This is a genomic window from Peteryoungia rhizophila, assembly GCF_004912145.1.
Classification (GTDB): Bacteria; Pseudomonadota; Alphaproteobacteria; order Rhizobiales; family Rhizobiaceae; genus Allorhizobium; species Allorhizobium rhizophilum.
On the sequence record NZ_STGT01000001.1, the window covers coordinates 1,194,995 to 1,218,389 of the forward strand.

The 23,395-nt window shown below is 62.3% G+C and carries 21 protein-coding genes and 1 other RNA gene; 16 read left to right on the forward strand and 6 right to left on the reverse strand.

All coding sequences use genetic code 11. The features are described 5' to 3' along the window. Positions 1 to 299: 299 nt before the first annotated feature. On the forward strand, positions 300 to 1,244 hold the full coding sequence (locus E9677_RS05690; protein WP_136557075.1) for an AEC family transporter: 945 nt from the start codon (positions 300 to 302) through the stop codon (positions 1,242 to 1,244). A gap of 75 nt (positions 1,245 to 1,319) precedes the next feature. Here E9677_RS05690 and E9677_RS05695 read toward each other — a convergent pair whose 3' ends face one another. Continuing rightward, a complete protein-coding gene (locus E9677_RS05695; protein WP_136557076.1) occupies positions 1,320 to 2,087 on the reverse strand; it encodes a c-type cytochrome in 768 nt (255 codons plus the stop codon). Positions 2,088 to 2,242: 155 nt separating this feature from the next. Between E9677_RS05695 and E9677_RS05700 the strand changes: the two genes are divergently transcribed. Both E9677_RS05700 and E9677_RS05705 read left to right on the forward strand, forming a co-directional pair. Further along, positions 2,243 to 3,007 (forward strand): 3-deoxy-manno-octulosonate cytidylyltransferase, encoded by a 765-nt coding sequence (locus tag E9677_RS05700; protein WP_136557077.1) that lies wholly within the window; start codon positions 2,243 to 2,245, stop codon positions 3,005 to 3,007. A gap of 4 nt (positions 3,008 to 3,011) precedes the next feature. Then, positions 3,012 to 3,863: a prephenate dehydratase gene (locus E9677_RS05705; RefSeq protein WP_136557078.1), complete on the forward strand. Its 852-nt coding sequence runs from the start codon at positions 3,012 to 3,014 to the stop codon at positions 3,861 to 3,863. A 16-nt stretch (positions 3,864 to 3,879) separates the two neighbouring features. On the opposite strand, the gene nudC is transcribed toward E9677_RS05705, so the two are convergent. Both nudC and E9677_RS05715 read right to left on the reverse strand, forming a co-directional pair. Continuing rightward, positions 3,880 to 4,839 carry an NAD(+) diphosphatase gene (nudC, locus tag E9677_RS05710; protein WP_136557079.1) on the reverse strand — a complete coding sequence of 320 codons (960 nt, stop codon included), beginning with the start codon at positions 4,837 to 4,839 and terminating at the stop codon, positions 3,880 to 3,882. After that, positions 4,836 to 5,243 carry an HIT domain-containing protein gene (locus tag E9677_RS05715; protein WP_136557080.1) on the reverse strand — a complete coding sequence of 136 codons (408 nt, stop codon included), beginning with the start codon at positions 5,241 to 5,243 and terminating at the stop codon, positions 4,836 to 4,838. Before E9677_RS05715 ends, nudC begins: the two co-directional genes overlap by 4 nt. Before the next feature lie 92 nt (positions 5,244 to 5,335). On the opposite strand from E9677_RS05715, the gene ffs reads away from it, so the two are divergent. The 3 genes from ffs (at position 5,336) to E9677_RS05730 (ending at position 7,767) form a co-directional block, all read left to right on the forward strand. Next, positions 5,336 to 5,432: signal recognition particle sRNA small type (ffs, locus tag E9677_RS05720), an RNA gene on the forward strand. A gap of 81 nt (positions 5,433 to 5,513) precedes the next feature. Next, the gene (locus E9677_RS05725; protein ID WP_136557081.1) at positions 5,514 to 7,394 is read left to right on the forward strand and encodes a DNA polymerase III subunit gamma/tau; all 1,881 of its coding nucleotides are present in this window, start codon (positions 5,514 to 5,516) and stop codon (positions 7,392 to 7,394) included. 49 nt (positions 7,395 to 7,443) lie between these two features. Next, entirely contained in the window at positions 7,444 to 7,767 is a 324-nt protein-coding gene (locus tag E9677_RS05730; RefSeq protein ID WP_136557082.1) for a YbaB/EbfC family nucleoid-associated protein, read from the forward strand. A 22-nt stretch (positions 7,768 to 7,789) separates the two neighbouring features. On the opposite strand, the gene E9677_RS05735 is transcribed toward E9677_RS05730, so the two are convergent. Together E9677_RS05735 and E9677_RS05740 are read right to left on the reverse strand one after the other, a co-directional pair. Next, the gene (locus E9677_RS05735; RefSeq protein ID WP_136557083.1) at positions 7,790 to 8,680 is read right to left on the reverse strand and encodes an alpha/beta hydrolase family protein; all 891 of its coding nucleotides are present in this window, start codon (positions 8,678 to 8,680) and stop codon (positions 7,790 to 7,792) included. A gap of 81 nt (positions 8,681 to 8,761) precedes the next feature. Further along, positions 8,762 to 9,382: an MOSC domain-containing protein gene (locus E9677_RS05740; protein WP_136557084.1), complete on the reverse strand. Its 621-nt coding sequence runs from the start codon at positions 9,380 to 9,382 to the stop codon at positions 8,762 to 8,764. 56 nt (positions 9,383 to 9,438) lie between these two features. Between E9677_RS05740 and recR the strand changes: the two genes are divergently transcribed. After that, complete coding sequence (gene recR, locus E9677_RS05745) at positions 9,439 to 10,044, forward strand: recombination mediator RecR (RefSeq protein WP_136557085.1); 606 nt, start codon at positions 9,439 to 9,441, stop codon at positions 10,042 to 10,044. A 49-nt stretch (positions 10,045 to 10,093) separates the two neighbouring features. Then, complete coding sequence (locus tag E9677_RS05750; protein WP_408014688.1) at positions 10,094 to 11,323, forward strand: lytic murein transglycosylase; 1,230 nt, start codon at positions 10,094 to 10,096, stop codon at positions 11,321 to 11,323. A 9-nt stretch (positions 11,324 to 11,332) separates the two neighbouring features. Here E9677_RS05750 and E9677_RS05755 read toward each other — a convergent pair whose 3' ends face one another. Next, on the reverse strand, positions 11,333 to 12,967 hold the full coding sequence (locus E9677_RS05755) for an MFS transporter (protein ID WP_136557087.1): 1,635 nt from the start codon (positions 12,965 to 12,967) through the stop codon (positions 11,333 to 11,335). Between the two features lie 242 nt (positions 12,968 to 13,209). Between E9677_RS05755 and rimP the strand changes: the two genes are divergently transcribed. From rimP to pnp, 8 genes are all read left to right on the forward strand, one after another. Continuing rightward, positions 13,210 to 13,812, forward strand: coding sequence for a ribosome maturation factor RimP (gene rimP / locus E9677_RS05760; protein ID WP_136557205.1), 603 nt, complete (start codon positions 13,210 to 13,212; stop codon positions 13,810 to 13,812). Between the two features lie 57 nt (positions 13,813 to 13,869). Then, positions 13,870 to 15,489 carry a transcription termination factor NusA gene (gene nusA, locus E9677_RS05765; protein WP_136557088.1) on the forward strand — a complete coding sequence of 540 codons (1,620 nt, stop codon included), beginning with the start codon at positions 13,870 to 13,872 and terminating at the stop codon, positions 15,487 to 15,489. Next, entirely contained in the window at positions 15,486 to 16,172 is a 687-nt protein-coding gene (locus E9677_RS05770; protein WP_408014679.1) for an RNA-binding protein, read from the forward strand. Before nusA ends, E9677_RS05770 begins: the two co-directional genes overlap by 4 nt. A gap of 101 nt (positions 16,173 to 16,273) precedes the next feature. Further along, on the forward strand, positions 16,274 to 18,976 hold the full coding sequence (gene infB, locus E9677_RS05775; protein WP_136557090.1) for a translation initiation factor IF-2: 2,703 nt from the start codon (positions 16,274 to 16,276) through the stop codon (positions 18,974 to 18,976). A 161-nt stretch (positions 18,977 to 19,137) separates the two neighbouring features. Next, the gene (rbfA, locus tag E9677_RS05780; protein ID WP_136557091.1) at positions 19,138 to 19,542 is read left to right on the forward strand and encodes a 30S ribosome-binding factor RbfA; all 405 of its coding nucleotides are present in this window, start codon (positions 19,138 to 19,140) and stop codon (positions 19,540 to 19,542) included. Between the two features lie 12 nt (positions 19,543 to 19,554). After that, positions 19,555 to 20,484, forward strand: a complete 930-nt coding sequence (truB, locus tag E9677_RS05785) for a tRNA pseudouridine(55) synthase TruB (RefSeq protein WP_136557092.1) — start codon at positions 19,555 to 19,557, stop codon at positions 20,482 to 20,484. Between the two features lie 150 nt (positions 20,485 to 20,634). Beyond that, positions 20,635 to 20,904, forward strand: a complete 270-nt coding sequence (gene rpsO / locus E9677_RS05790; protein ID WP_102020548.1) for a 30S ribosomal protein S15 — start codon at positions 20,635 to 20,637, stop codon at positions 20,902 to 20,904. Positions 20,905 to 21,218: 314 nt separating this feature from the next. Continuing rightward, entirely contained in the window at positions 21,219 to 23,357 is a 2,139-nt protein-coding gene (gene pnp / locus E9677_RS05795) for a polyribonucleotide nucleotidyltransferase (RefSeq protein ID WP_136557093.1), read from the forward strand. Positions 23,358 to 23,395: the final 38 nt, after the last annotated feature.

Below are 23,395 nucleotides of genomic sequence, written 5' to 3' on the forward strand. Positions count from 1 at the left end.
AAACGGTCATAGCCGTTTTTCCGGCGATGGGAAGAGGCAAGCGGGTAAACGTCATTTTGTCGTAACATCGGGCCGTTACTCACTATCTCGCGGGCGCCCATCTCCCCTGGACGTCCGTCAGACCGTTTCAGGTTTTGTACGGGAGAGCCGACCACGGATGTACTGGCGGCGGATCCCAACCCGGCATGACGCCGGGCGTGAAAGCAGGCAATGGCCTGCTTTTGTCGTTTATGGCGGATTGGCGGAGAGCGGCAGGCGGCCTAAGAAGGCTGTATCTTGCCATTCCAGAGTCGATTTTCATGACAGCCGTTGCTCAGGACGTTCTTCCCATTTTCATTCTGATTCTCTTCGGCTGGGCGCTCGTCCGGCTGAAGATCCTCGCCGCCGAAATCGGCGACGGGCTCGGCGACTTCGTTTTCAAGGTGGCCGTACCGCTGCTTCTGCTCAGAACCATCGCCAATGCCGATTTTGACGGCGCATCCCCGTTTCGGCTCTGGATCGCCTATTTCACCGGCGTCTTCGTCGCCTGGGCCGTGGGGCATCTGGTCGCGACGCGCGTGTTCAAGCGGGACCAGCGGCTGGGCGTTCTGGCGGGTGTTTCGTCTGCCTTTGCCAACAATGTCTTCATCGGCCTGCCGCTTGTCGAACGCACGGTCGGGCCCGAGGGGATCGTTGCCATGTCGATCCTGCTCGCCATCCATTTGCCGCTGATGATGATCGCCGGTGTCCTGGCCATGGAGCGGGCCGAGCAGAAGAGCGGCGGCAGGAAGGCCGAGAGCATCGCTGCCGTGCTGCGGCAGGTCGGTATGAACCTCATCCGCAATCCACTGATCATCGGGCTCGCGGGTGGGATCCTGCTGCAGATCGTGGGCACGCCGGTTCCGGCGATGATCGACGGGGTCGTCGCACAGGTGGCTGGCATGGCGGCGCCGGCGGCGCTGATTTCGCTCGGCATGACGTTGAACAAGTATGGCATGGCCGGAAACGTCAAGATCGCCGGCAGCATCTCGCTGCTTAAGCTCGGCCTCATGCCGGCCGTGGTGTGGCTCGCATCGACGATGCTCGGCCTTTCGCCGCAGTGGACGGCGGCGCTCGTCCTGACCTCTTCGGTTCCCACCGGCATCAACGCCTGGCTCATCGCGAGCCGCTTCGGTGTAGGTCAGGGCCTGGCGGCATCGGTGATCACCCTTTCAACGGCTGCCGGCGTGGTGACGGTTTCTCTCTGGGCGCTACTGCTTCTCTGACACGCAAAAAGCAAACGCCCGGCACAATGGCCGGGCGCGTGATTGAAGCAGATCCGACTGAACGGTCTATGATTCTCAGGGTGTCGCTGGCTGTGCCGGCGCAGGCTCGGCTGGAGCAGCCGGTGCTTCCTCTGTGGGAGCCGCCGGTGCTTCCTCCGCCGGTGCCGCAGGAGCAGCGTCTGCCGGAGCGGCAGGGGCTGCTTCGGCGGGTGCTGCGGCCGGGGCGTCAGCGGGTGCTGCAGCGGCGTCGGCCGGGGCTGCATCTGCCGGAGCGGCCGCATCCTCTGCGGGTGCCGCATCAGGTGTCGGCAGCGGAACCGGGCTGTCTGCCATGGTGTGCAGATACAGGATCACGTTGGCGCGCTCGTCGTCCTTCTTCAGGCCTGCGAAACCCATGGAGGTGCCAGGGATATGCTGCTTGGGAGCGGTGAGGAATGCGTTCAGGTGGTCCCAGGTCCAGAGCTCGCTGCCACCCTGCGAGAATTCGGTGATGGCAGCCGAATAGCTGAAGCCCTCATGGGAGGCGATCGGACGGTCGACAAGGCCATAGAGGTTCGGGCCAACCTTGTTGGCGCCGCCCTTGTCGACCGTGTGACAGCTCGCACACTTCTTGAAAGATGCTTCGCCTGCGGCCGCATCGGCGCTGGCGAGCAGGACGGCGATCGGTGTCGCTGCGACTTCGGGTGCTGCATCTGACGGCGCGGCTTCTTCGGCAACGATGGCAAAGCCTTCCGTCTCAGGCGTTTCCGAATGGAAAATGCCTTCCGAAGCGATCGACACAGACATCAGGACGAAGACAGTGCCGAGGAAGGCACCCACGCCCAGGTTGGTATAAGAATTCATCTGCAAAGCTCCCCGTGCAACCGGCCGATGAGCAACCGGGCGATCTTGAAATCGCGCGGAACCTATGTCTTTTGCATAACACATGCAACACGATTATGGTCCCGCAACTGGGACTATTTGACACTTCTGCGCGGTGATTTGAAGGGGTTATGGACATGAATGAAGGCGGAACAGCCAAAACCCTGATCCTGATCCCAGCCCGCATGGCTTCGACCCGGCTGCCGGACAAGCCGCTCGCCGATATCGCGGGGCTTCCGATGATCGTGCAAGTCGCCAAACGTGCGGCGGAAGCCGAAGTTGGGCGAATCATTGTCGCCGTGGACGACATCAGGGTCTTTGATGCGGTGGCAGCTGCAGGCTTCGACGTGGTGATGACCCGCGGCGACCATCAATCTGGCTCGGACCGCATCTTCGAGGCCCTCAGCAAGGTCGATCCCTCGGGTGAAGCGCAGATCGTCATCAACGTGCAGGGCGATTTGCCGACGATCGATCCGCAGACTATTCGCGCAGCGCTGAAGCCGCTCGAAGATCCGCAGGTGGATATTGCGACACTCACCGTCGAGATCGAGGACGAGCAGGAAAAGACCAATCCGAACGTGGTGAAGGTCATCGGCTCGCCGCTCGGTGCCGACAGGCTCCGGGCGCTCTACTTCACTCGTGCGACGGCTCCCTACGGAGCTGGCCCGCTCTACCATCACATCGGGCTCTATGCCTATCGGCGCGCGGCGCTCGAGCGTTTCGTGACACTTGCACCCTCGACGCTCGAGAGACGCGAATCGCTCGAACAGCTCCGAGCACTGGAAGCAGGCATGCGGATCGATGCTCAGGTGGTAAAGACTGTGCCGCTGGGCGTGGACACGCCTGCCGATCTCGAAAAGGCCCGCCGCATTCTTTCAGCCTCCTCCAACGCAGGACACTAATCCCTTGGCACCGACGAACAAGATTTCCTTCCAGGGCGACTACGGCGCCAATTCCGACATGGCCTGCCGCGACATGTTTCCGGACATGGAGCCGCTTCCCTGCCCGACCTTCGAGGATGCTTTCGTGGCGCTGGAAAACGGCGATGCGGATCTCGCGATGATCCCGATCGAGAACACGCTCGCCGGTCGCGTTGCGGACATTCATTACCTGCTGCCGCTGTCGCGCCTGCATATCGTCGGCGAATACTTCATGCCGATCCGGTTTCAGCTGATGGTGCTGCCGGGCGTGAAGCTCGATGAAATCCGAACCGTGCACAGCCATATCCATGCGCTCGGCCAGTGCCGCAAGATTATCCGCAGCCATGGCTGGAAGGCGGTTGTCGCGGGGGATACGGCCGGGGCTGCAAAGCTGGTTTCCGAAAAGGGTGACCGCAGCATGGCAGCGCTCGCGCCGCGGCTCGCAGCACCGCTATACGGCCTCGACATCATCGCCGAGAATGTCGAGGATTCGGAAAACAACGTGACCCGCTTCGTCGTGCTCGCGCGAGACGAAGACGACCAGAAGCGCTCGAACGCCGACGAGCTGTTCATCACCACTTTCGTGTTCAACGTGCGCAACATTCCGGCTGCCCTCTACAAGGCAATGGGCGGCTTTGCGACGAACGGGGTGAACATGACAAAGCTGGAAAGCTACCAGATCGGCGGCAAGTTCACGGCGACGCAGTTCTATGCCGACATCGAGGGGCATCCGGACGATGCTCCAGTCCGGCGGGCGCTCGAGGAGCTGCGCTTCTTCTCCGAAAAGGTTCGCATCCTCGGCGTCTACAAGGCCCATCAGATGCGCGGCAAGCTGTGACCCTAGGAATGGCGGCTCAGTGCTGCCATTCGAACCAGTCTGTGATCAGGCGGCGGGCTATCGTTCCCTCGATCGGGAGCGTGCGACCGTCGAAGGAGCCCTCGGCCAGCATCGTGCCGATCTCGTCGCGGGTGAACCAGCGGCAGTCTTCGAGTTCGGCAGTGTCGAAGGTGATGTCGAAGGTCGTTGCCTCGCCGTAACAGCCGATCATCAACTGGTGCGGCATCGGCCAGGGCTGCGAGGCATGGTAGCGCACGCGCCCGACCAAAATGCCCGACTCTTCGCGCGTTTCACGCCTGACGGCATTCTCGATCGTCTCGCCAGGCTCGACGAAACCGGCAAGCGAAGAATACATGCCCGCTGGAAAGCGGGGGCTGCGACCCATAAGGCAGCGATCGTTCTTCTCGTCGACAACGAGCATGATGGCGACCGGATCCGTGCGCGGGAAGATCTCGTGGGCGCAGGCCGAGCAGATCCGCTTGTAGCCGCCGATCCGGCCTTCCATCATGCCGCCGCAGCGGCCGCAGAAGCGGTTGTCGGTATTCCAGCGCAACAGGCTGAGTGCCTGGGCAACCTCTCCCAGCAGAGCGTCGCCAATCAGCGCGTCGCGGAAAAGCGCGCGGGCGTCTGCGGGCTTGTATTGGGCGGCCAGGGCCTCTGGCGGCACCTTGACCGGGACCGCGAGGCGCGGCTCGCCGGTGGCCTGGTGACCGAGCAGCACGGCATCGTCGAAACTGGGGTCGAGCTCGGCCAACTCATAGGGTGCGAAGAGGGGATCGAGAACCTGGCCATCATGTTTGAGCACGAGCTGGGTTCCGGAGAAGGCGAGGATGTGTGTGCCCTCGACCTTTAGCGCCGTTTCGAGCGAGGTCTCGTCGCGATGTTCGCTGTCGCGGTCGAGCATGTTGCCGGAGAACGCCGTGAGCTCGCTGGGTTCCAGATGCGGGGCACGATTGAGAAAAATCGAATTCTTCATTGGAATGCTTCAAGGATCCTGTGCTTCATGGCCTCGAAGGCCTTTTCCTCATAAGGGACAGACTGGCCGAAACCCCAGATCGGGCCGGGCCAGTTGGGGTCATTCTCGACGCGTGCGACGACATGGACGTGAAGCTGGCGCACGATATTGCCGATCGCGGCGATGTTGATCTTGTCGGCGCCGGTCACCTTCTTCAGAACCGTCCCCACAGTCACCTGCTCGAAGGTGAGCATTGCCTGATCAAGCGGCGTCAGATCGAAGACTTCGCTCACCGCAGGGCGCTGCGGAACGAGGATCAGCCATGGCCAGCGGCTGTCCCTCGCGAGCCGCAGGTCGCAAAGGCCGAGCTTCAGGATCGACTCGCTGTCCCTGGCGAGGCGGTCATCGAGGATGAATGGCTGCACGGTGTCTCTCCCCGCTTTGTTTTCAATGAAGCTAGCAGTTTTTTTGGCGCTTGGCTTGCATTTGGCGACGTTATTGCCGATATGTCTCCTCGGGAGGTTGGTGGTGGACGAGCCACTCGCCAACCGGGTCAGGTCCGGAAGGAAGCAGCCCCAACGAGCACGGCACGGGTCATCGTGCCAGCCTCCCACCTCATCTTCATTTCCGGCCCATGTCTCCAACACGGGCCGTGCCATGCCCGGGCGCGGGCAGACGGGGAAGCTGGCAGCGCGATGAGCGATTTAGAGCCCACTGCAGAGGCCAAGCCCGCCCCCGGCGGCTACCGCGTACTTGCCCGCAAATATCGCCCCAAGGATTTCACGGACCTCATGGTCGGCCAGGAGCCGATGGTGCGGACGCTGACCAATGCGTTCGAGACCGGGCGCATTGCGCAGGCCTATATGCTGACCGGTGTGCGCGGGGTGGGCAAGACGACAACGGCCCGGATCCTGGCGCGCGCGCTGAACTACAAGACAGCCGAAATCGACAAGCCGACGATCGACCTTCGCATCCCCGGTGAACATTGCCAGGCGATCATGGAAGGTCGGCATGTCGACGTGATCGAGATGGACGCCGCCTCGCATACCGGTATCGATGATATCAGAGAGATCATTGAGCAGGTGCGTTATCGCCCGGTTTCGGCGCGATACAAGGTCTATATCATCGACGAAGTGCACATGCTGTCGACGGCGGCCTTCAACGGGCTGCTAAAGACGCTCGAAGAGCCGCCGGAGCATGTGAAGTTCATCTTCGCGACGACCGAAATCCGCAAAGTTCCGATCACCGTCCTTTCCCGCTGCCAGCGCTTCGACCTGCGCCGGATCAGTGCGGGTGATCTCGTCGGGCTGTTTTCGACGATCGCATCCAAAGAAGGTATCGAGGCCGAGGAAGAGGCGCTTTCGATGATCGCGCGCGCGGCCGAAGGCTCGGCGCGTGACGGCCTCTCGTTGCTCGACCAGGCGATCGCCCATGGAAGTGGCATTGTGCATGCCGATGCCGTGCGCTCCATGCTGGGGCTGGCCGACCGGGCGCGTATCGTCGATCTCTTCGAGCATGTGGTGCGCGGTGACGTCGCGGCGGCACTTGCCGAATTCGGCAGCCAGTACGAGGCGGGCGCGAACCCGACTGTGGTCCTGACCGACCTTGCCGACTTCACCCATCTCGTGACCAGGCTCAAATACATTCCCTCTGCCGCACAGGACCCTTCACTGTCCGAAGTGGAACGGGTGCGGGGTAGCGAATTCGCCGACAGCGTGGCGGTCACAACCCTGTCTCGCATGTGGCAGATGCTGCTCAAGGGTATTCCGGAAGCGGAAGCGTCATCGCGACCGGCAGGGGCCGCCGAGATGGTGCTGATCCGGCTTGCTCATGCGGCGCATCTGCCCTCGCCCGAGGATGCGGCGCGACGTCTGCTCGAGCTTTCCAACGGTGACGGCGGGGCCGAACGTGGACCCTCTGCGCCCCGGCCGAACGGCGGTGGTGGTGGCGCCTCGATGGCGATGCGCGTTCAGGCCGTGGCCCAGCCTTCGCCGGACAGTGGCGCGCGCCCGGCGATGAGCCAGCCGGTTGCGCATTTGCAGAGCGTGCCGGCCGGCGATGCCCTGCCTCAGGCGATGGAGCGGCGGGAAGCGAAGGTCGAGGAAACGCCGATCCCCGGGGTTCGCGTCGAGACGCTGGACGATATCGCCGATCTCTGCACCAAGAACCGGGCACCGGTCTTGCGCGCGCAGCTTCGCCAATTCGTGCATCTCGTGAAGATCGAGCCCGGCCGGCTGGAAATTCGCCTCGAAGCGCAATGCCCGCCTGCGATCGTCAACGAGTTGAAGATGAAGCTCAGCGAGTGGACCGGCATCACCTGGTGGGTGACGTTGTCCAACGATGCGGGCGCACCGACGCTGGTCGAGGTGGAGAAAACGACACGCGAGGCGCGCCTCGTCGATGCGCGACAGGATCCCGACGTGGCCGCGATCCTCGCCCGCTTTCCGGGTGCCAAGGTCACCGACGTCCGGATCAAGGCCGCTGCGATCGAGGACGACGACATCGCGGCTGCACCGCCGGCTGTGGCGGAATCGGCCGATGGCGATATCCTGCCGGGCGACGACATCGAATTTTAGGGCTCAAAGCCCTTCCCGCAGAACACGACAACAATCCAAGGAGACGACGATGCGCGACATCATGGGCATGATGGGCAAGGTTAAGGAAATGCAGTCCAAGATGGAAAAGATGCAGGAAGAGATCGCTGCACTTGAAATCGAAGGCAAGTCCGGCGGCGGCCTGGTGACGGTTGTTCTGACCGGTAAGGGCGAGATGCGCAGCATCAAGATCGACCCGTCGCTCTTCAAGGAAGACGACGTCGAGATACTCGAAGACCTGCTCGTTGCCGCGCACAAGGACGCCAAGGACAAGGGCGAAGCCCAGGCGCAGCAAAAGATGGCGGCGCTGACCGCCGGCATTCCGCTGCCGCCCGGCATGAAGTTCCCGTTTTGATCACTGCCTTCGATCGGGTCTGTCAGGGATAGACCCGGTCACTCCAGGGGTTGCGCCCGTCGCGCAGGAAATCGAGGCTTTGGCGCCAGAAACCAGTCTGGTGCCGGGCGTGAAAGAGATCGAAGTGGCCGACCTTGGCAAAGCCGAGGTCATGCGGCGTCAGGAGCACCTTGGTCACGGTCGCGCTCCGATAGTAGCGCATGGCACGGCTTATCGCCTTCGGTGTCGCGAATTCATCATCCGACATCGTGACGCTGAGGATAGGGCCGGTTGCGGTCGCGAACCGGTCGCACATCACCTCGGCGGCCTTGCGCGATAGGCCTTGTTCGGCGCTTGCCTGCTGCAGTCCCCATCCATAAGCCACCCCCTTGGGCAGATCTTCGAGCCAGCCGAGGCGTTTGCCCGGAAAGTGGCCGAGCGCGAATGTGATGGCAGGCATGGCAACATGCCATTTGAGAAAAAGCTGCAGGCGGCGGGTCGGCGTGTAGTCACCCCAATAGCCGTACTGACCACTGACCGAGAGCATAGCCGAGACGCGCCCGACGGCTGACGAATAGCCCGGCAGGAAGCCGCCAATACTGTGGCCGACGACGAGGACGCGGCCAGAGCGGTCTTGGTCGAGAGCATGGCGCAGAGCCGCGTCGAAGTCCTTTTCGCCCCACTGACGCCATGTGAAGGTCGAGCCATCCAGGCTTTCGGGACGGGAGAGACCAATGCCACGATAGTCATATGTGAGGACACCAAAGCCATTGGCTGCGAGGTAGGCGGCATAGCGGTGGTAATAGCGAGCATGGACTCCCGTCGCCGGATTGATGATGACAGTCGTTGTTGGCGTAGGTTCCGCAGGCCTCCACCAATGACCAGTCAGCCGTACATCATCCGCTGCGGTCAGCTCTGTTATCCTCGGTTCCATGACCCCTCCCATGCGGGGCGGCATCATGGCGAGAAGCGTGGGTCGGGTAAAGTCAGGCTGCTTTAAGACCTTCGGCGGATCTCACATCTCGCCGGCGGTGATTGCATCCCTGACCTTGTAGTTGACGGGAACGGCCAGATAACGGGCACGATCGGCCTCGCTCAGCCTACGGCCGAAGGTCGCCATCATCTCGCGCATCGTCACGCGGTCACCCGACCAGGGCATGAACTCGACCGGTTGACCCGCTTCGATCATACCACCCTGGATCACACGCGTGTAAGCACCCGGGCGGGCGGCGCGGGTGTAGCGCTTGACGATGGTCGGATCGTCCATCTTGGCGGCGAAGGTCGCGCAGGGCATGCGGGCAGAGGTCACTTCAAGAAGCACCTCGCCGATGGCGAGCCTGTCGCCGGCCGCCAGCATGGCGCTTTCCATACCTTCGATCACGAGGTTTTCACCGAAGGTACCGTAGGGAAGATCGCGGCCGAGTTCGGCCCTCCACCAGTCGAGATCGACGGAACCTTCGATATAGACGGCCTGATCGACGCCGCCATGATGCTTGCGATTGAGGATCGCGTCGCCGACGAGGCCCTCGGCATCGACCATGATCGGACCCTGGATGGCGAGCTTGTTGATGCCGGTCTTGTATTTCTTGCCGGGCAGGATCTCGGGGCGACCGAGGCAGACGGCGAGGATTTTCATCTGGAGCGCTCCTTCGGCGATTCCGTTTGGCGTCTATATGGGCTAGAAACGCCGCCATGGCAAAACGAGTCACCGGCCCCGAAATCGAAAAACTCATCCAGCTTCTGGCGAAAGTGCCGGGGCTCGGGCCACGCTCGGCGCGGCGTGCGGCGCTGCACCTGATCAAGAAGAAGGATCAGCTTCTCGGGCCGCTCGGCCACGCCATGGGCGAGGCCTATGACAAGGTGAAGATCTGCTCCTGCTGCGGCAATGTCGATACGATCGACCCCTGCACCGTCTGCACCGACGTGGCTCGCGACCAGTCCGTCATCATCGTCGTTGAGGATGTCTCCGACCTCTGGGCGCTGGAGCGGGCCGGCGCGATGAATGCCGCCTATCATGTGCTGGGCGGCACGCTGTCGCCGCTCGACGGGATCGGGCCCGACGATCTCAACATCAAGGGACTGATCGACCGCGTGGCCAAAGGGGGCGTTCGCGAAATCATCATCGCCGTCAACGCGACGGTCGAGGGCCAGACCACAGCACACTATATAACCGACCACCTGACCGGCCTGGACATCAAGACCACACGGCTCGCCCATGGAGTCCCTGTCGGTGGCGAGCTCGATTATCTGGACGAGGGAACACTGTCTGCGGCGCTAAGGGCCCGGACCACGATCTGACCGCGAGGAAGAACCGATGGCACGAACCCGCAAGCCATTCCGCTGGCTGATGACCACCGTATCGCTGATGCTGGCCGGGAATTTCGCCGCGCCGGCTGCTGCCGCTTCGCGCAGTGCCGTCGAAGCGCAGTTCCGGCAATGGATAGCCAGCGATCTATGGCGCGCCGCTCAAGAAGGCGGGATCAGTAAACAGATCTTCGACCAGACGCTTCAGGGCGTGCAGCTGAACTGGGATCTGCCCGATCTCGTGCCCCCGGGCACCGAGCCCCCGAAGGAGCGGACGCAGAGCCAGGCGGAGTTCAGCTCTCCTGCCTCCTATTTCAACGAGAAGCGTCTGCAGGGACTGGCCGCGACCGGCCGGAGCCTTGCGAGCCAGCATGCGGCGACGCTGCGCAAGGTCGAGACGACCTATGGGGTTCCGGGCTCTGTTATCGTCGCCATCTGGGGACGCGAGTCCGGCTATGGACGGGCAAAACTCCCGCATTCGGCGATCGACGTGCTAGCGACCAAGGCCTTCATGTCGACGCGCAAGCCGATGTTCCAGCAAGAGCTGATCTCGGCGCTGCATATCGTCGAGAGCGGGGATGTCAGTGCCAACAGGCTGATGGGCTCCTGGGCCGGCGCATTGGGACAGCCGCAGTTCATGCCTGGCAGCTACCTGAAATACGCAGTCGATTTCGACGGCGACGGCAAACGCGACATCTGGAATTCCGTGCCGGACACGCTCGCTTCGATCGCCAACTATCTGGTGAAGAGCGGCTGGCAGAAGGGGCGAGACTGGGGCTACGAGATCAGCATTCCCGACGGCGTCTCCTGCGCGCAGGAAGGACCGGATAGGGCCAAGGCAGTCTCTGCCTGGGCGAGTGGCGGGCTGACACGGATCTCCGGTCGGGCATTTCCGTCGTCGGAGGCGTCTCAGCCGGCGATGATGCTGGTGCCGGCCGGCACCTATGGTCCGGAATTCCTCGTCACGCCGAACTTCTACGTGCTCAAGGAATACAACAATTCCGATCTCTACGCGCTGTTCATCGGCAACCTCGCCGACCGTATCGCGCATGGCGGCGGGGCGTTCAAGGCCTCCTGGGGCGATGTCGGCAAGATGCTGCGCTCGGACGTGCTCGCTATGCAGAAGGCTCTGGTCTCGCAAGGCTACGACGTTGGCAAGGTGGACGGCCTGCCCGGCTTCAAGACGCGGCGTTCGCTCGGAGAATGGCAGGCGAAGAACGGGATGAAACCGAGCTGCTATCCGAGCGCCGACCTCAAGTCCAAGCTGCGCTGACGATCAACCTCAGTGGTGATCGATATGCGACTGGTGGAATACGTCGTCCGCAGGCGGGATCGCCTGCCGCTCGATCATGCGGTGGACCTTGGGTGGCGTCGCACCTCGGTGCAGTTCCATTAGGCGGTCGGTGATCTCGGCATCCGCCTTGGTGCGACGCTGATTGTGGCGGACGTAATCCACCCAGGTCGGCACGTGATAGGTCTCCGTCCAGATCTCCGGTGTTTCGAGATCCCGCATCAGCGCCCAGTTGCGCGCACCGTCCCGCAGGCGGATGCGGCGGCGCTCGACCATGACCGCTAAGAATTCCGGCACATCTTCGTCGTCGATCTGGAAATCGACATGGATGACGATCGGGCCGCTACGGGGGCGGATGTCGAGCTTCAGGGAAGGTTCGTTGAAGCGGTTGAGTGGATCGAGATCGAGGGCGGCGAAGGCGGGCATGGGCAGAAAGAAGCCGATGAAGACGCCGACCATCATCAACAGGCTCGATGCCACCAGGGCGTGGCCGGAGCCATAGTTTTCGGCCACGCTGCCCCAGAGCCAGCTGCCTGTGGCCATGCCGCCGAAGGTGGCGGTCTGGTAAAGCGATAGTGCGCGTCCCACGACCCAGCGGGGAGCGGAGAGCTGGACGACGGTGTTGAACAGAGAAAGCGCCAGCACCCAGCAGGCGCCGGCCACCATCAGGGCAAGCGCCGTGATCCACACCGAGGTGCTGATGCCTGTGACCGCTGCGGCGACCGCAAATCCGGCGAAGGCGGCGCGGACGATGTCTTCGCTTGACAGGAGTTCGCGCGCACGCTGGTTGGAAAAGGCGCCGAAGATGGCACCGAGACCGAAGGCGCCGAGCAAGCCGCCGAAGGTGAGCGGACCGCCGGACAGCTGATCGCGCGCGACGATCGGCAGGAGCGAGAGGATTGCCGTTGCCGTTAGGCCGAAGACGAAGCCGCGGAACAGCACCTTGCCCAGATTGGGCGACATCGCCAAGTAACGCAGTCCGGCTCCGATGGCTGATCCCAGATCTTCGCGTGGCAGCGGATTCTTCGGAATGTTCGGCTGCCAGCGGAAGAGCGCATAGGTGATGGCGAAGTATGAAAGCGTATTGACGGCAAAGGCTGCCGCAGCACCTGCGGCAGCCACGATCGCGCCGCCGATCGCCGGACCAACACTACGGGTGATATTGAAGCCCATGCTGTTGAGCGAGACGGCTGACGGCAGATCGGCACGCGGGACGAGGTCGCCGACCGAGGCCTGCCAGGACGGGTTGTTGAGTGCGGTGCCACAGCCGATCAGGAAGGTGAAGGCGAGCAGCGCCCAGGGGGTGATCAGGCCGAGGAAGGCAAACAGCGTCAGAAGAGCCGAGACTGATATCATGAAGAGCTGGGCGGCGATCATGACCCGACGGCGATCGAAGCTATCGGCGATGGCACCGGCGACCAGAGACAAGAGCATGATCGGTCCGGTATTCGACGCCTGGACAAGCGCCACCATGTTTTCGGAGGTCGAGATCGATGCCATCATCCAGGCAGCGCCGACACCCTGGATCAGGCCACCGAGATTGGACGAGATGCTGGCGAGCCAGATCCGGCGATAGGCTTCGTTGCGGAGAGGCAGAAGCGGAGAGCGGCGTTCGTGTGTGGGCATGTCTTAAACTTTTCTGGCCGCAAACGTCTCCGGGAAAGGCTGCGATCGCCACGACCTTGCCTTGCGCAACGCATAAAAGGCAAGATTGTTTTGCCCCGTGCGCGAAAAGCTTGCAAAAGACGGGACAGTCGCGTATATCCGCTTCAAATTCTTGATCGACAGATGAAGGGTGGGCCCGAAAGGACCCGCTCTTTTTTATTGGCGATCGCAGCCAATCGGGAGTAAAACGATTGTCCGAAGACATGCCGAAGCCGGAACCCGGCGAAGCACGGATCATCACCGAGACGGGACTTGACCGTCGTATCGCAGACATTATCGAGCCCGTGCTCGTCGCGATGGATTTCAAGCTGGTTCGCGTCCGAATGATGAACCAGAACGGAATGACGCTGCAGATCATGGCGGAGCGCACCGACGGCACGATGACCGTCGAAGATTGCGAAGCCGTATCAATGGCAGTGTCGCCGGCGCTTGACGTCGAGGATCCGGTCGACAAGGCCTATCACCTCGAAGTGTCGTCGCCGGGCATTGACCGTCCGATGGTTCGCAAGTCAGATTTCACCCGTTGGCAGGGTCACATCGTGAAGTGCGAGACCTCGATTCTGGTCGATAACCGCAAGCGCTTCCGCGGCAAGATCACGGACGTGACCCAGGACGGATTTACCCTGGAACGCGACCAGGTGGCATATGGCGAAGAACCGAAGGTGGTTATCCCCTTCAACACGCTCGCCGAAGCTAAACTCATTCTGACGGACGATCTGATCCGTGACGCGCTCCGAGCCGACAAGCTCGCCAAGGCGCAGGCCGCGAACCAGAACGACGACGACGACGACGACAGCGAAGAATAACGTTTTGACCTATAGCCCGAGGCCGATGCCTGGGCGTGAAGACGGAGACCTAAGACAATGGCAGTCAGTGCTAACAGGCTTGAGCTCTTGCAGATCGCAGATGCCGTCGCCCGTGAAAAGGTGATCGACCGCGAAATCGTGCTCGCCGCCATGGCCGACGCGATCCAGAAGGCTGCCCGGTCGCGCTACGGTAGCGAAACCAACATTCGCGCCGACATCAACTCGAAGACTGGCGAAATCCGCCTTCAGCGTCTTCTCGAAGTGGTCGAGAAGGTCGAGGATTACGCGACCCAGATCGCGCTCGAGCTGGCCCGCGACCGCAATGTCGACGCCAAGCTCGGCGACTACATCGCCGATCCGCTGCCGCCGATGGACTTTGGCCGTATCGCTGCCCAGTCGGCCAAGCAGGTCATCGTTCAGAAGGTCCGCGAAGCCGAGCGTGACCGCCAGTTCGACGAGTTCAAGGACCGCGTCGGCGAAATCGTCAACGGCACCGTCAAGCGCGTCGAATACGGCAACGTGATCGTCGATCTCGGCCGCGGCGAAGGCATCATCCGTCGCGACGAGATGATCCCGCGCGAAGCCTTCCGTTACGGCGACCGTGTGCGCGCCTATGTCTACGACGTGCGCCGCGAACAGCGCGGCCCGCAGATCTTCCTGTCGCGTACCCATCCGCAGTTCATGGTGAAGCTCTTCACCATGGAAGTGCCGGAAATCTACGACGGCATCATCCAGATCAAGTCTGTTGCCCGCGACCCGGGTTCGCGCGCCAAGATCGCCGTTATCTCGAATGATAGCTCGATCGATCCGGTCGGCGCCTGCGTCGGTATGCGCGGTTCGCGCGTTCAGGCCGTTGTCGGCGAACTTCAGGGCGAGAAGATCGATATCATTCCGTGGAGTCAGGATCCGGCTTCCTTCATCGTCAATGCCCTGCAGCCGGCGGAAGTCGCCAAGGTGGTTCTCGACGAAGATGCAGAGCGCATCGAAGTCGTGGTTCCGGACGAGCAGCTGTCGCTTGCCATCGGCCGTCGCGGCCAGAACGTGCGCCTGGCATCGCAGCTCACCGGCTGGGACATCGACATCATGACGGAAGCCGAGGAATCGGAACGCCGTCAGAAGGAATTCAACGAGCGCACCAACCTGTTCATGGACGCGCTCGACGTCGACGAAATGGTCGGCCAGGTTCTGGCGTCCGAAGGCTTCGCCCAGGTCGAGGAAGTGGCTTACGTCGATCTCGACGAAATCGCCTCGATCGACGGCTTCGACGAAGACACCGCGCAGGAAATCCAGACCCGCGCCCGCGAATATCTCGAGAAGATCGAAGCCGAGATGGACGCGAAGCGCAAGGAGCTCGGTGTTGCCGACGAACTGCGACAGATCAACGGGATCACCTCGCAGATGATGGTGGCGCTCGGCGAAGACGGCATCAAGACGATCGAGGACTTTGCCGGTTGTGCAGCCGACGATCTCATCGGCTGGAGCGAGCGCAAGGACGGCGAGACGAAGAAGTTCGAGGGCCTCTTCTCGAAGTTCGAGATCTCGCGCGCCGAAGCCGAAGCCATGATCGTGCAGGCGCGTCTCTCTGCCGGCTGGATCACTGAGGAGGACCTCGCAGTCGAAGCGGAAGCTGAAACTGAAGGCGAACTCGAAGGCGAAGAAGCCGAGCAGGCAACGTGATGGTCGTGCAGACGCCCGACGCGACAGAGGCCGAAGACGATTTCGACCTTTCCGAAGCGAACGGACGCATGTGCATCGTCACCCGCGAGAGTGGTTCACCCGAAACGCTGCTGCGTTTCGTGGCCGCGCCTGACGGGACTGTTGTCCCGGATCTGAAGCGGGCCCTTCCGGGCCGGGGCTGCTGGGTCAGCCCCAGCCGCGAGGCCGTCGACAAGGCCGTGGCGAAGAAGCTCTTCGCCCGGGCCCTGAAACGAGATGTGAAGGCGGATCCGGATCTCGGATCCGTGGTTGAGCGGCTTCTGGTCGTGCAGCTGATCGGCATGATGAACATGGCCCGCAAGGCCGGCCAGTTCGTCACCGGGGCAGCGAAGGTCGAGGCGGCAGTACGAAGCGGTGAGGCCATCGCTGTATTCCATTCGCAGGATGCTGCGGCGGATGGCGTGAGAAAGATCGACCAAGCCCGAAAGGCCTGGCACCTCGGAACGGGAGCGGAGGCGGAAGTGCCCGCTTTCCACCTTCTGACCGGGGCGGAATTGGACGAACAGATGGGCCAGAATGCGTTTATCCATGCTTGTGTGCTTGCAGGGCAGGCAGGTGAGGGTGTAGTGAAGCGCGCAACTCTGCTCGAAACCTATCGCGGCCGCGCGCCGCAGGTATCGGGCGCTGGCCCGAAATCACAATGACGCGGTCACCGGCACAGGTCGGCCTCCGTGATTTAGGACAGTATGTGAACGGCGAGGCCTGATGCTCGACATCCGGCCCCGCTCGAAGGAACGGGAACGGAATGACGGACAACAAAGACGACAAGACAATCGGCGTGAAGAAGACTCTCACCCTGAAGCCCTCAGGGATGAGCCAGGGTACCGTGCGCCAGGACATGGGGCGCGGCCGTACGAAGTCGGTCGTCGTCGAGACGGTGAAGCGCCGCCCGACCCGCCCGCTCGACGAAAAGCCTATTACTCCCATTGCAACACCTGTAGCGCAGGCACCTGCTCCGACACCGGCAGCACCCGTTGCTGCCGCACGCCCGGCGCCAGCGCCAGCGCCTGCGCCGGCTCCAGCCGCGACGCGTGTGCATCAGCCGACACCGCAGCCGCAGCGTCCCCAGCAGCCGCAGCGCGCCCAGCCTTCGCAACCGCCCCGTCAGCAGGAACGCCCCCGGGGCGCCGTGCTGCACGACCTGTCGGCCGGCGAAATGGAAGCGCGTCGCCGCGCTCTGGCTGAAGCCCAGGTTCGCGAAGTCGAAGAAGCCAAGCAGCGCGTGATCGACGAGGCGCGCCGCAAGGTGGAAGCCGAGGAAGCTGCACGCGTGGCCGCCGAAGAGGCCGCACGCCGCGCTGCCGAACCGCAGCCCGAGCCGGAGCCGGAACCCGAAGTGGCCGCCGAGCCCGCTGCGGCACCAGTGGCTGCTGCGCCCGCTCCCGTGAACCGTACGGCCATTCCGGCACCCGGCGCACCGGGCTTCGTACGTGGACGCAAGACCAACGACGAAGACGAGAGCCGCGCCTCTCCGCGGACGATCCCCGGCCGTGGCAAGGTTGCCATGCCTGTTGTCGCCAAGGTCCCTGCCCGTCCGAAGGTCGAAGAAGACCGTCGTCGCGGCAAGCTGACCGTCACCACGGCCAATGTCGAGGATGACGGCACCGCACGCGGTCGCTCGCTGTCTGCCATGCGCCGCCGGCAGGAGAAGTTCCGCCGCAGCCAGATGCAGGAAACCCGCGAAAAGGTCATGCGCGAGGTCATCCTGCCGGAAACCATCACCATTCAGGAACTGTCGCAGCGCATGTCCGAACGCGCCGTCGACGTTATCAAGTACCTGATGAAGGAAGGTCAGATGATGAAGCCGGGCGACGTCATCGACGCCGACCTTGCCGAACTCATCGCCACCGAATTCGGCCATACCGTGAAGCGCGTTTCGGAATCCGACGTCGAAGAAGGCATCTTCAACGTGAAGGACGACGAAGGCGAGTTGGTATCCCGCCCGCCGGTCGTCACCATCATGGGTCACGTCGACCACGGCAAGACCTCGCTGCTCGACGCCATCCGCAAGACCTCGGTCGTATCGGGCGAAGCCGGTGGCATTACCCAGCATATCGGGGCCTATCAGGTTGAACAGAACGGCCAGAAGATCACCTTCATCGACACCCCCGGTCACGCCGCCTTTACCGCGATGCGTGCCCGTGGCGCCCAGGCAACCGACATTGCGATCCTCGTGGTTGCAGCAGACGACAGCGTGATGCCGCAGACGATCGAATCGATCAGCCATGCGAAGGCGGCCGGCGTTCCGATCATCGTGGCGATCAACAAGATCGACAAGCATGAGGCAAACCCGGACAAGGTTCGCCAGCAGCTTCTGCAGCATGAAGTCTTCGTTGAATCCATGGGTGGTGAAGTTCTCGACGTCGAAGTTTCGGCGAAGAACAAGCTCAACCTCGACAAGCTGCTCGAAGCCGTGCTGCTGCAGGCCGAAATCCTCGACCTGAAGGCCGACCCGACGCGGACTGCCGAAGGTACGGTCATCGAAGCCCAGCTCGACCGTGGCCGCGGTTCCGTGGCAACTGTTTTGGTCCAGAAGGGCACCCTGAAGCCCGGCCAGATCATCGTTGCAGGCGACCAGTGGGGCCGCGTGCGTGCGCTGGTCAACGACAAGGGTGAGCACGTCAAGGAAGCCCCTCCTGCCATGCCGGTCGAGATCCTCGGCCTGTCGGGCACGCCTGCTGCCGGTGACAAGTTCGCCGTGGTTGAAAACGAGAGCCGCGCTCGCGAGATCTCCGAATATCGTCAGCGTCTGGCACGCGACAAGGCCGTTGCCCGCCAGTCGGGTCAGCGCGGTTCGCTGGAACAGATGATGAGCCAGCTGCAGAACACAGGCTTCAAGGAATTCCCGCTGGTCATCAAGGCCGACGTGCAGGGTTCCGTCGAAGCGATCGTGGCAGCCCTCGACAAACTCGGCACCGACGAAGTGCGGGCTCGGATCGTCCATTCGGGCGCCGGTGCCATCACGGAATCGGATATCTCGCTCGCTGAGGCATCCAACGCCGCGATCATCGGCTTCAACGTTCGTGCCAATGCCCAGGCCCGTACCGCTTCTGAGCGTGCCGGCATCGAGATCCGCTACTACAACATCATCTACGATCTGGTGGATGACGTGAAGGCAGCGATGTCGGGCCTCTTGTCTCCGGAACGTCGCGAGACCTTCCTCGGCAATGCCGAAATCCTGGAGGTGTTCAACATCACCAAGACCGGCAAGGTCGCGGGTTGCCGCGTCGTCGAAGGCAAAGTCGAGCGTGGTGCAGGCGTTCGCCTGCTGCGCGACAACGTCGTCATCCACGAAGGCAAGCTCAAGACGCTCAAGCGCTTCAAGGACGAAGTCGCCGAAGTGCCGATGGGTCAGGAATGTGGTATGGCCTTCGAGAACTACGAAGACATCCGCGCCGGCGACACGATCGAGTGCTTCCGCGTGGAACACATCACGCGTACGCTCTGATCTCAGGCGTTTCGAAATACGATCCCTTCGGGCGCCGGATCTTCCGGCGCTCGCTGTTTATGGGGATCATGACCTCCGGCGCTTTGCCGGACGAACGGCAATCGACGGCATGATGCGAGCGGCGAAAGCCCGGAATGCCTCATGCGAAAGGCAAGTGAACCATGACAAAACCAACCTCTTCGGCACCTTCGCAGCGCATGCTGCGCGTCGGCGAGCAGGTGCGTGCCGCCATTACCCAAGTGCTTCAGCGCGGGGAAGTGAACGACTACGTCATCGAAAAGACGGTGATCTCGGTTTCGGAAGTGCGCATGTCGCCGGACCTGAAGATGGCGACCGCCTATGTGGCGCCGCTCGGCGTGTCCGACCATGACGCTGTCATCGCGGCACTGAACAAACATGCGAAGTTCATTCGCGGGCGGATCGGCGGCCAGCTTCGGCAGATGAAATACATGCCGGAAGTGCGTTTCCGCGACGACACCAGCTTCGACAATTATCAGAAGATCGATGCGCTCCTGCGCTCGCCTGAGGTCCAGCGCGACCTCGGCTCCGACGAAGACAAAGACTGAGAAAAGACCTAGATGTCCAAACCCAGAAAGCCCAAGGGCCGCCCGATTTCGGGCTGGCTCATCCTCGACAAGCCGGTGGACTTCGGCTCGACCGAGGCGGTCGGCAAGATCAAGTGGCTGTTCAACGCCCAGAAGGCCGGTCATGCCGGCACGCTAGACCCGCTCGCATCCGGCATGCTGCCGATCGCGCTCGGCGATGCGACGAAGACCGTTCCTTACGTCATGGACGGGCGCAAGATCTACGAATTTACGGTGACCTGGGGCGAGGAGCGCTCGACGGATGACCTCGAGGGTGAAGTCACGCAGAGCTCGGACAAGCGTCCGGCCGAGGAAGACATTCACGCTCTGCTGCCAAACTACACGGGCACCATCAGCCAGATCCCACCGCAGTTTTCCGCGATCAAGATCTCTGGAGAGCGCGCCTATGACCTCGCCCGCGAAGGCGAAACGGTCGACATCCCGTCGCGCGAGGTCGAGGTCCACCGTCTGACGCTCCTGAACTGCGAAGGCGACAAGGCACATTTCGAGGTTGAATGCGGTAAGGGCACTTACGTGCGCTCGCTCGCCCGAGATTTCGGTCGCGATCTCGGCTGTTATGGCCACATCTCTTCGCTCCGCCGCACGTTTGTGGCCCCGTTTGCCGAAGAGATGATGGTGCCGCTCGCGGAGCTCGTCGCGCTCGAAGCCATCGAGGATCGCGATGAACGGTTGGCTGCGCTCGATGCTTTCCTCGGCGATACGGCCGAAGCCCTGTCCGCCTTGCCGCAGCTCAGGATCACCGATGATCAGGCGCATCGGCTGCGCATGGGCAATCCCATCATTTTGCGCGGCCGCGATGCACCCGTCGCCGAACCGGAAGCCGTGGCGCTCGCCGGCGGCAAGCTGATCGCTATCGGCGAGATCGCTGGCGGCGAGTTCCATCCGCGGCGAGTGTTCGCCTGAACCCATCCTACCGCCTGCTCTTTCCTTTCATCAGGGAATAGAGTATAGGCGGCGGCAGCTGGCCCTTCGGGTGCCTGCATTCACGGCCAATGCTGGGCGACATCCCGGCGTTTGGCGACCTGTTTCTCCTTATTCTAGAAAGGATTCACGATGTCGATCACTGCAGAGCGCAAGGCCGCCCTCATCAAGGAATACGCCATCAAGGAAGGCGACACCGGTTCTCCGGAAGTTCAGGTCGCAATCCTGACCGAGCGTATCACCAACCTGACGGAACACTTCAAGGGTCACAAGAAGGACAACCACTCGCGTCGTGGCCTTCTGACCATGGTTTCGACCCGCCGTTCGCTTCTCGACTATGTCAAGAAGCAGGACGAGGCTCGTTACACGAAGCTGATCACCAGCCTCGGCATCCGTCGCTAAACAGTTCCCGGCGGGTCTTCGGCAACGAAGATCCGCCGGTTGCCTTTCCGGGTCAGGCCATGGACCCGTACCCCGTCTCGCGCATGGATTTGCCCGGGACGAATGACAGGCCGGATGGGCCGGATCTGTCGATACCAACCGATGACCTGTCATGGGGCAGGATTGTTGGATGCTTCCGCGCCAAAGGGCGAATTTGCGGGATACCCGCCGGATCCGAAGCCTCCCACTGTCTTGCCCGTGATTGCGTCAGCACATTGCAGACCCTGCGCGCCCCCGTTCAGCGGCGGCCCGGACCTGCATATGAAGGACAAGATATGTTTGATGTTCACAGCGTTGAAATCGAGTGGGCAGGCCGCCCGCTGAAGCTGGAAACGGGCAAGATTGCCCGCCAGGCCGACGGTGCCGTTCTCGCGACCTACGGTGAAACCGTCGTTCTCGCCACCGTCGTTTCGGCCAAGTCGGCCAAGCCGGGCCAGGACTTCTTCCCGCTCACCGTCAACTACCAGGAAAAGACCTATGCCGCCGGCAAGATCCCGGGTGGCTATTTCAAGCGCGAAGGCCGTCCTTCGGAAAAGGAAACGCTGGTTTCCCGCCTGATCGACCGTCCGATCCGCCCGCTCTTCCCGGAAGGCTACAAGAACGAAACCCAGGTTGTCGTGACCGTCGTCCAGCATGATCTCGAAAACGATCCGGACGTTCTGGCCATGGTTGCCGCTTCGGCAGCGCTCACGCTCTCCGGCGTTCCCTTCATGGGCCCGGTCGGCGGTGCACGCGTCGGCTACATCAACGGCGAATATGTTCTGAACCCGCATCTCGACGAGATGGACGAGTCGACGCTCGACCTCGTGGTTGCCGGCACCCAGGACGCCGTCCTGATGGTCGAGTCGGAAGCCAAGGAACTGAACGAAGACATCATGCTCGGCGCCGTCATGTTCGGCCACAAGGGCTTCCAGCCGGTCATCGACGCGATCATCAAGCTCGCTGAAGTGGCTGCCAAGGAGCCGCGCGAATTCGAACCGGAAGATCATTCCGCTCTCGAAGCCGAAATGCTGCAGCATTTCGAAGCCGAACTGCGCACCGCCTACAAGAACACGCAGAAGGCTGAACGTTATGCAGCCGTTGACGCCGTCAAGGCGAAGGTGAAGGCGCATTTCTTCCCGGAAGGCGTAGAGCCGAAGTACCCGAACGAAGTCATCGGTGCCGTCTTCAAGCACCTGCAGGCGAAGATCGTTCGCTGGAACATTCTCGACACCAAGAGCCGTATCGACGGTCGTGATCTGGAAACGGTTCGCGCTATCGTGTCGGAAGTCGGCATCCTGCCGCGCACGCACGGTTCGGCCCTCTTCACCCGCGGCGAGACCCAGGCGATCGTTGTCGCCACACTCGGCACCGGCGAAGACGAACAGTATGTCGACAGCCTCACCGGCATGTACAAGGAACGCTTCCTTCTGCATTACAACTTCCCGCCCTACTCCGTCGGTGAAACCGGTCGCATGGGTTCGCCGGGTCGTCGCGAAATCGGTCACGGCAAGCTCGCATGGCGCGCTATCCGCCCGATGCTGCCTTCGGCTGAGCAGTTCCCCTACACGCTGCGCGTCGTCTCCGAGATCACAGAGTCGAACGGCTCGTCCTCGATGGCGACCGTTTGCGGCACTTCGCTGGCTCTGATGGACGCAGGCGTTCCGCTGGCCAAGCCGGTTGCCGGTATCGCCATGGGTCTGATCCTGGAAGGCGAGCGCTTTGCGGTTCTCTCCGACATCCTCGGCGACGAAGACCACCTCGGCGACATGGACTTCAAGGTTGCCGGTACGGCTGACGGCATCACCTCGCTGCAGATGGACATCAAGATCGCCGGTATCACCGAAGAGATCATGAAGGTCGCACTCGGCCAGGCTCAGGGTGGCCGCAAGCACATCCTCAACGAAATGGCGAACGCCCTTTCGGAAAGCCGTGGCCAGCTCGGCGAATTCGCTCCGCGCATCGAAGTGATGAACATCCCGGTCGACAAGATCCGTGAAGTCATCGGTTCGGGCGGCAAGGTCATCCGCGAAATCGTCGAAAAGACCGGTGCCAAGATCAACATCGAAGACGACGGCACCGTGAAGATCGCCTCTGCCTCCGGCAAGGAAATCGAAGCAGCCCGCAAGTGGATCCATTCCATCGTGGCTGAGCCGGAAGTCGGCGTCGTCTATGAAGGCACCGTTGTGAAGACCGCCGACTTCGGCGCCTTCGTCAACTTCTTCGGTTCGCGTGATGGCCTCGTGCACATCTCGCAGCTCGCTTCTGAGCGCGTTGCCAAGACCTCCGACGTCGTCAAGGAAGGCGACAAGGTCTGGGTCAAGCTGATGGGCTTCGACGAACGCGGCAAGGTTCGCCTCTCCATGAAGGCCGTCGATCAGACGACCGGCAAGGAAGTCGCTGCCGATAAGAAGGATGGCGAAGCCGCTGAATAAGCGGACGTCGTTCCCGATCCGAGGCGCGGGAGAAATTC

Coding starts and splice junctions, on each gene's coding strand:
- infB (WP_136557090.1), top strand. CDS start 16,274: ATGACGGACAACAAAGACGACAAGACAATCGGCGTGAAGAAGACTCTC.
- pnp (WP_136557093.1), top strand. CDS start 21,219: ATGTTTGATGTTCACAGCGTTGAAATCGAGTGGGCAGGCCGCCCGCTG.
- E9677_RS05755 (WP_136557087.1), bottom strand. CDS start 12,967: ATGCCCACACACGAACGCCGCTCTCCGCTTCTGCCTCTCCGCAACGAA.
- E9677_RS05730 (WP_136557082.1), top strand. CDS start 7,444: ATGCGCGACATCATGGGCATGATGGGCAAGGTTAAGGAAATGCAGTCC.
- E9677_RS05750 (WP_408014688.1), top strand. CDS start 10,094: ATGACCACCGTATCGCTGATGCTGGCCGGGAATTTCGCCGCGCCGGCT.
- E9677_RS05695 (WP_136557076.1), bottom strand. CDS start 2,087: ATGAATTCTTATACCAACCTGGGCGTGGGTGCCTTCCTCGGCACTGTC.
- E9677_RS05690 (WP_136557075.1), top strand. CDS start 300: ATGACAGCCGTTGCTCAGGACGTTCTTCCCATTTTCATTCTGATTCTC.
- E9677_RS05735 (WP_136557083.1), bottom strand. CDS start 8,680: ATGGAACCGAGGATAACAGAGCTGACCGCAGCGGATGATGTACGGCTG.
- nusA (WP_136557088.1), top strand. CDS start 13,870: ATGGCAGTCAGTGCTAACAGGCTTGAGCTCTTGCAGATCGCAGATGCC.
- truB (WP_136557092.1), top strand. CDS start 19,555: ATGTCCAAACCCAGAAAGCCCAAGGGCCGCCCGATTTCGGGCTGGCTC.
- rimP (WP_136557205.1), top strand. CDS start 13,210: ATGCCGAAGCCGGAACCCGGCGAAGCACGGATCATCACCGAGACGGGA.
- nudC (WP_136557079.1), bottom strand. CDS start 4,839: ATGAAGAATTCGATTTTTCTCAATCGTGCCCCGCATCTGGAACCCAGC.
- rbfA (WP_136557091.1), top strand. CDS start 19,138: ATGACAAAACCAACCTCTTCGGCACCTTCGCAGCGCATGCTGCGCGTC.
- E9677_RS05740 (WP_136557084.1), bottom strand. CDS start 9,382: ATGAAAATCCTCGCCGTCTGCCTCGGTCGCCCCGAGATCCTGCCCGGC.
- E9677_RS05725 (WP_136557081.1), top strand. CDS start 5,514: ATGAGCGATTTAGAGCCCACTGCAGAGGCCAAGCCCGCCCCCGGCGGC.
- E9677_RS05700 (WP_136557077.1), top strand. CDS start 2,243: ATGAATGAAGGCGGAACAGCCAAAACCCTGATCCTGATCCCAGCCCGC.
- recR (WP_136557085.1), top strand. CDS start 9,439: ATGGCAAAACGAGTCACCGGCCCCGAAATCGAAAAACTCATCCAGCTT.
- rpsO (WP_102020548.1), top strand. CDS start 20,635: ATGTCGATCACTGCAGAGCGCAAGGCCGCCCTCATCAAGGAATACGCC.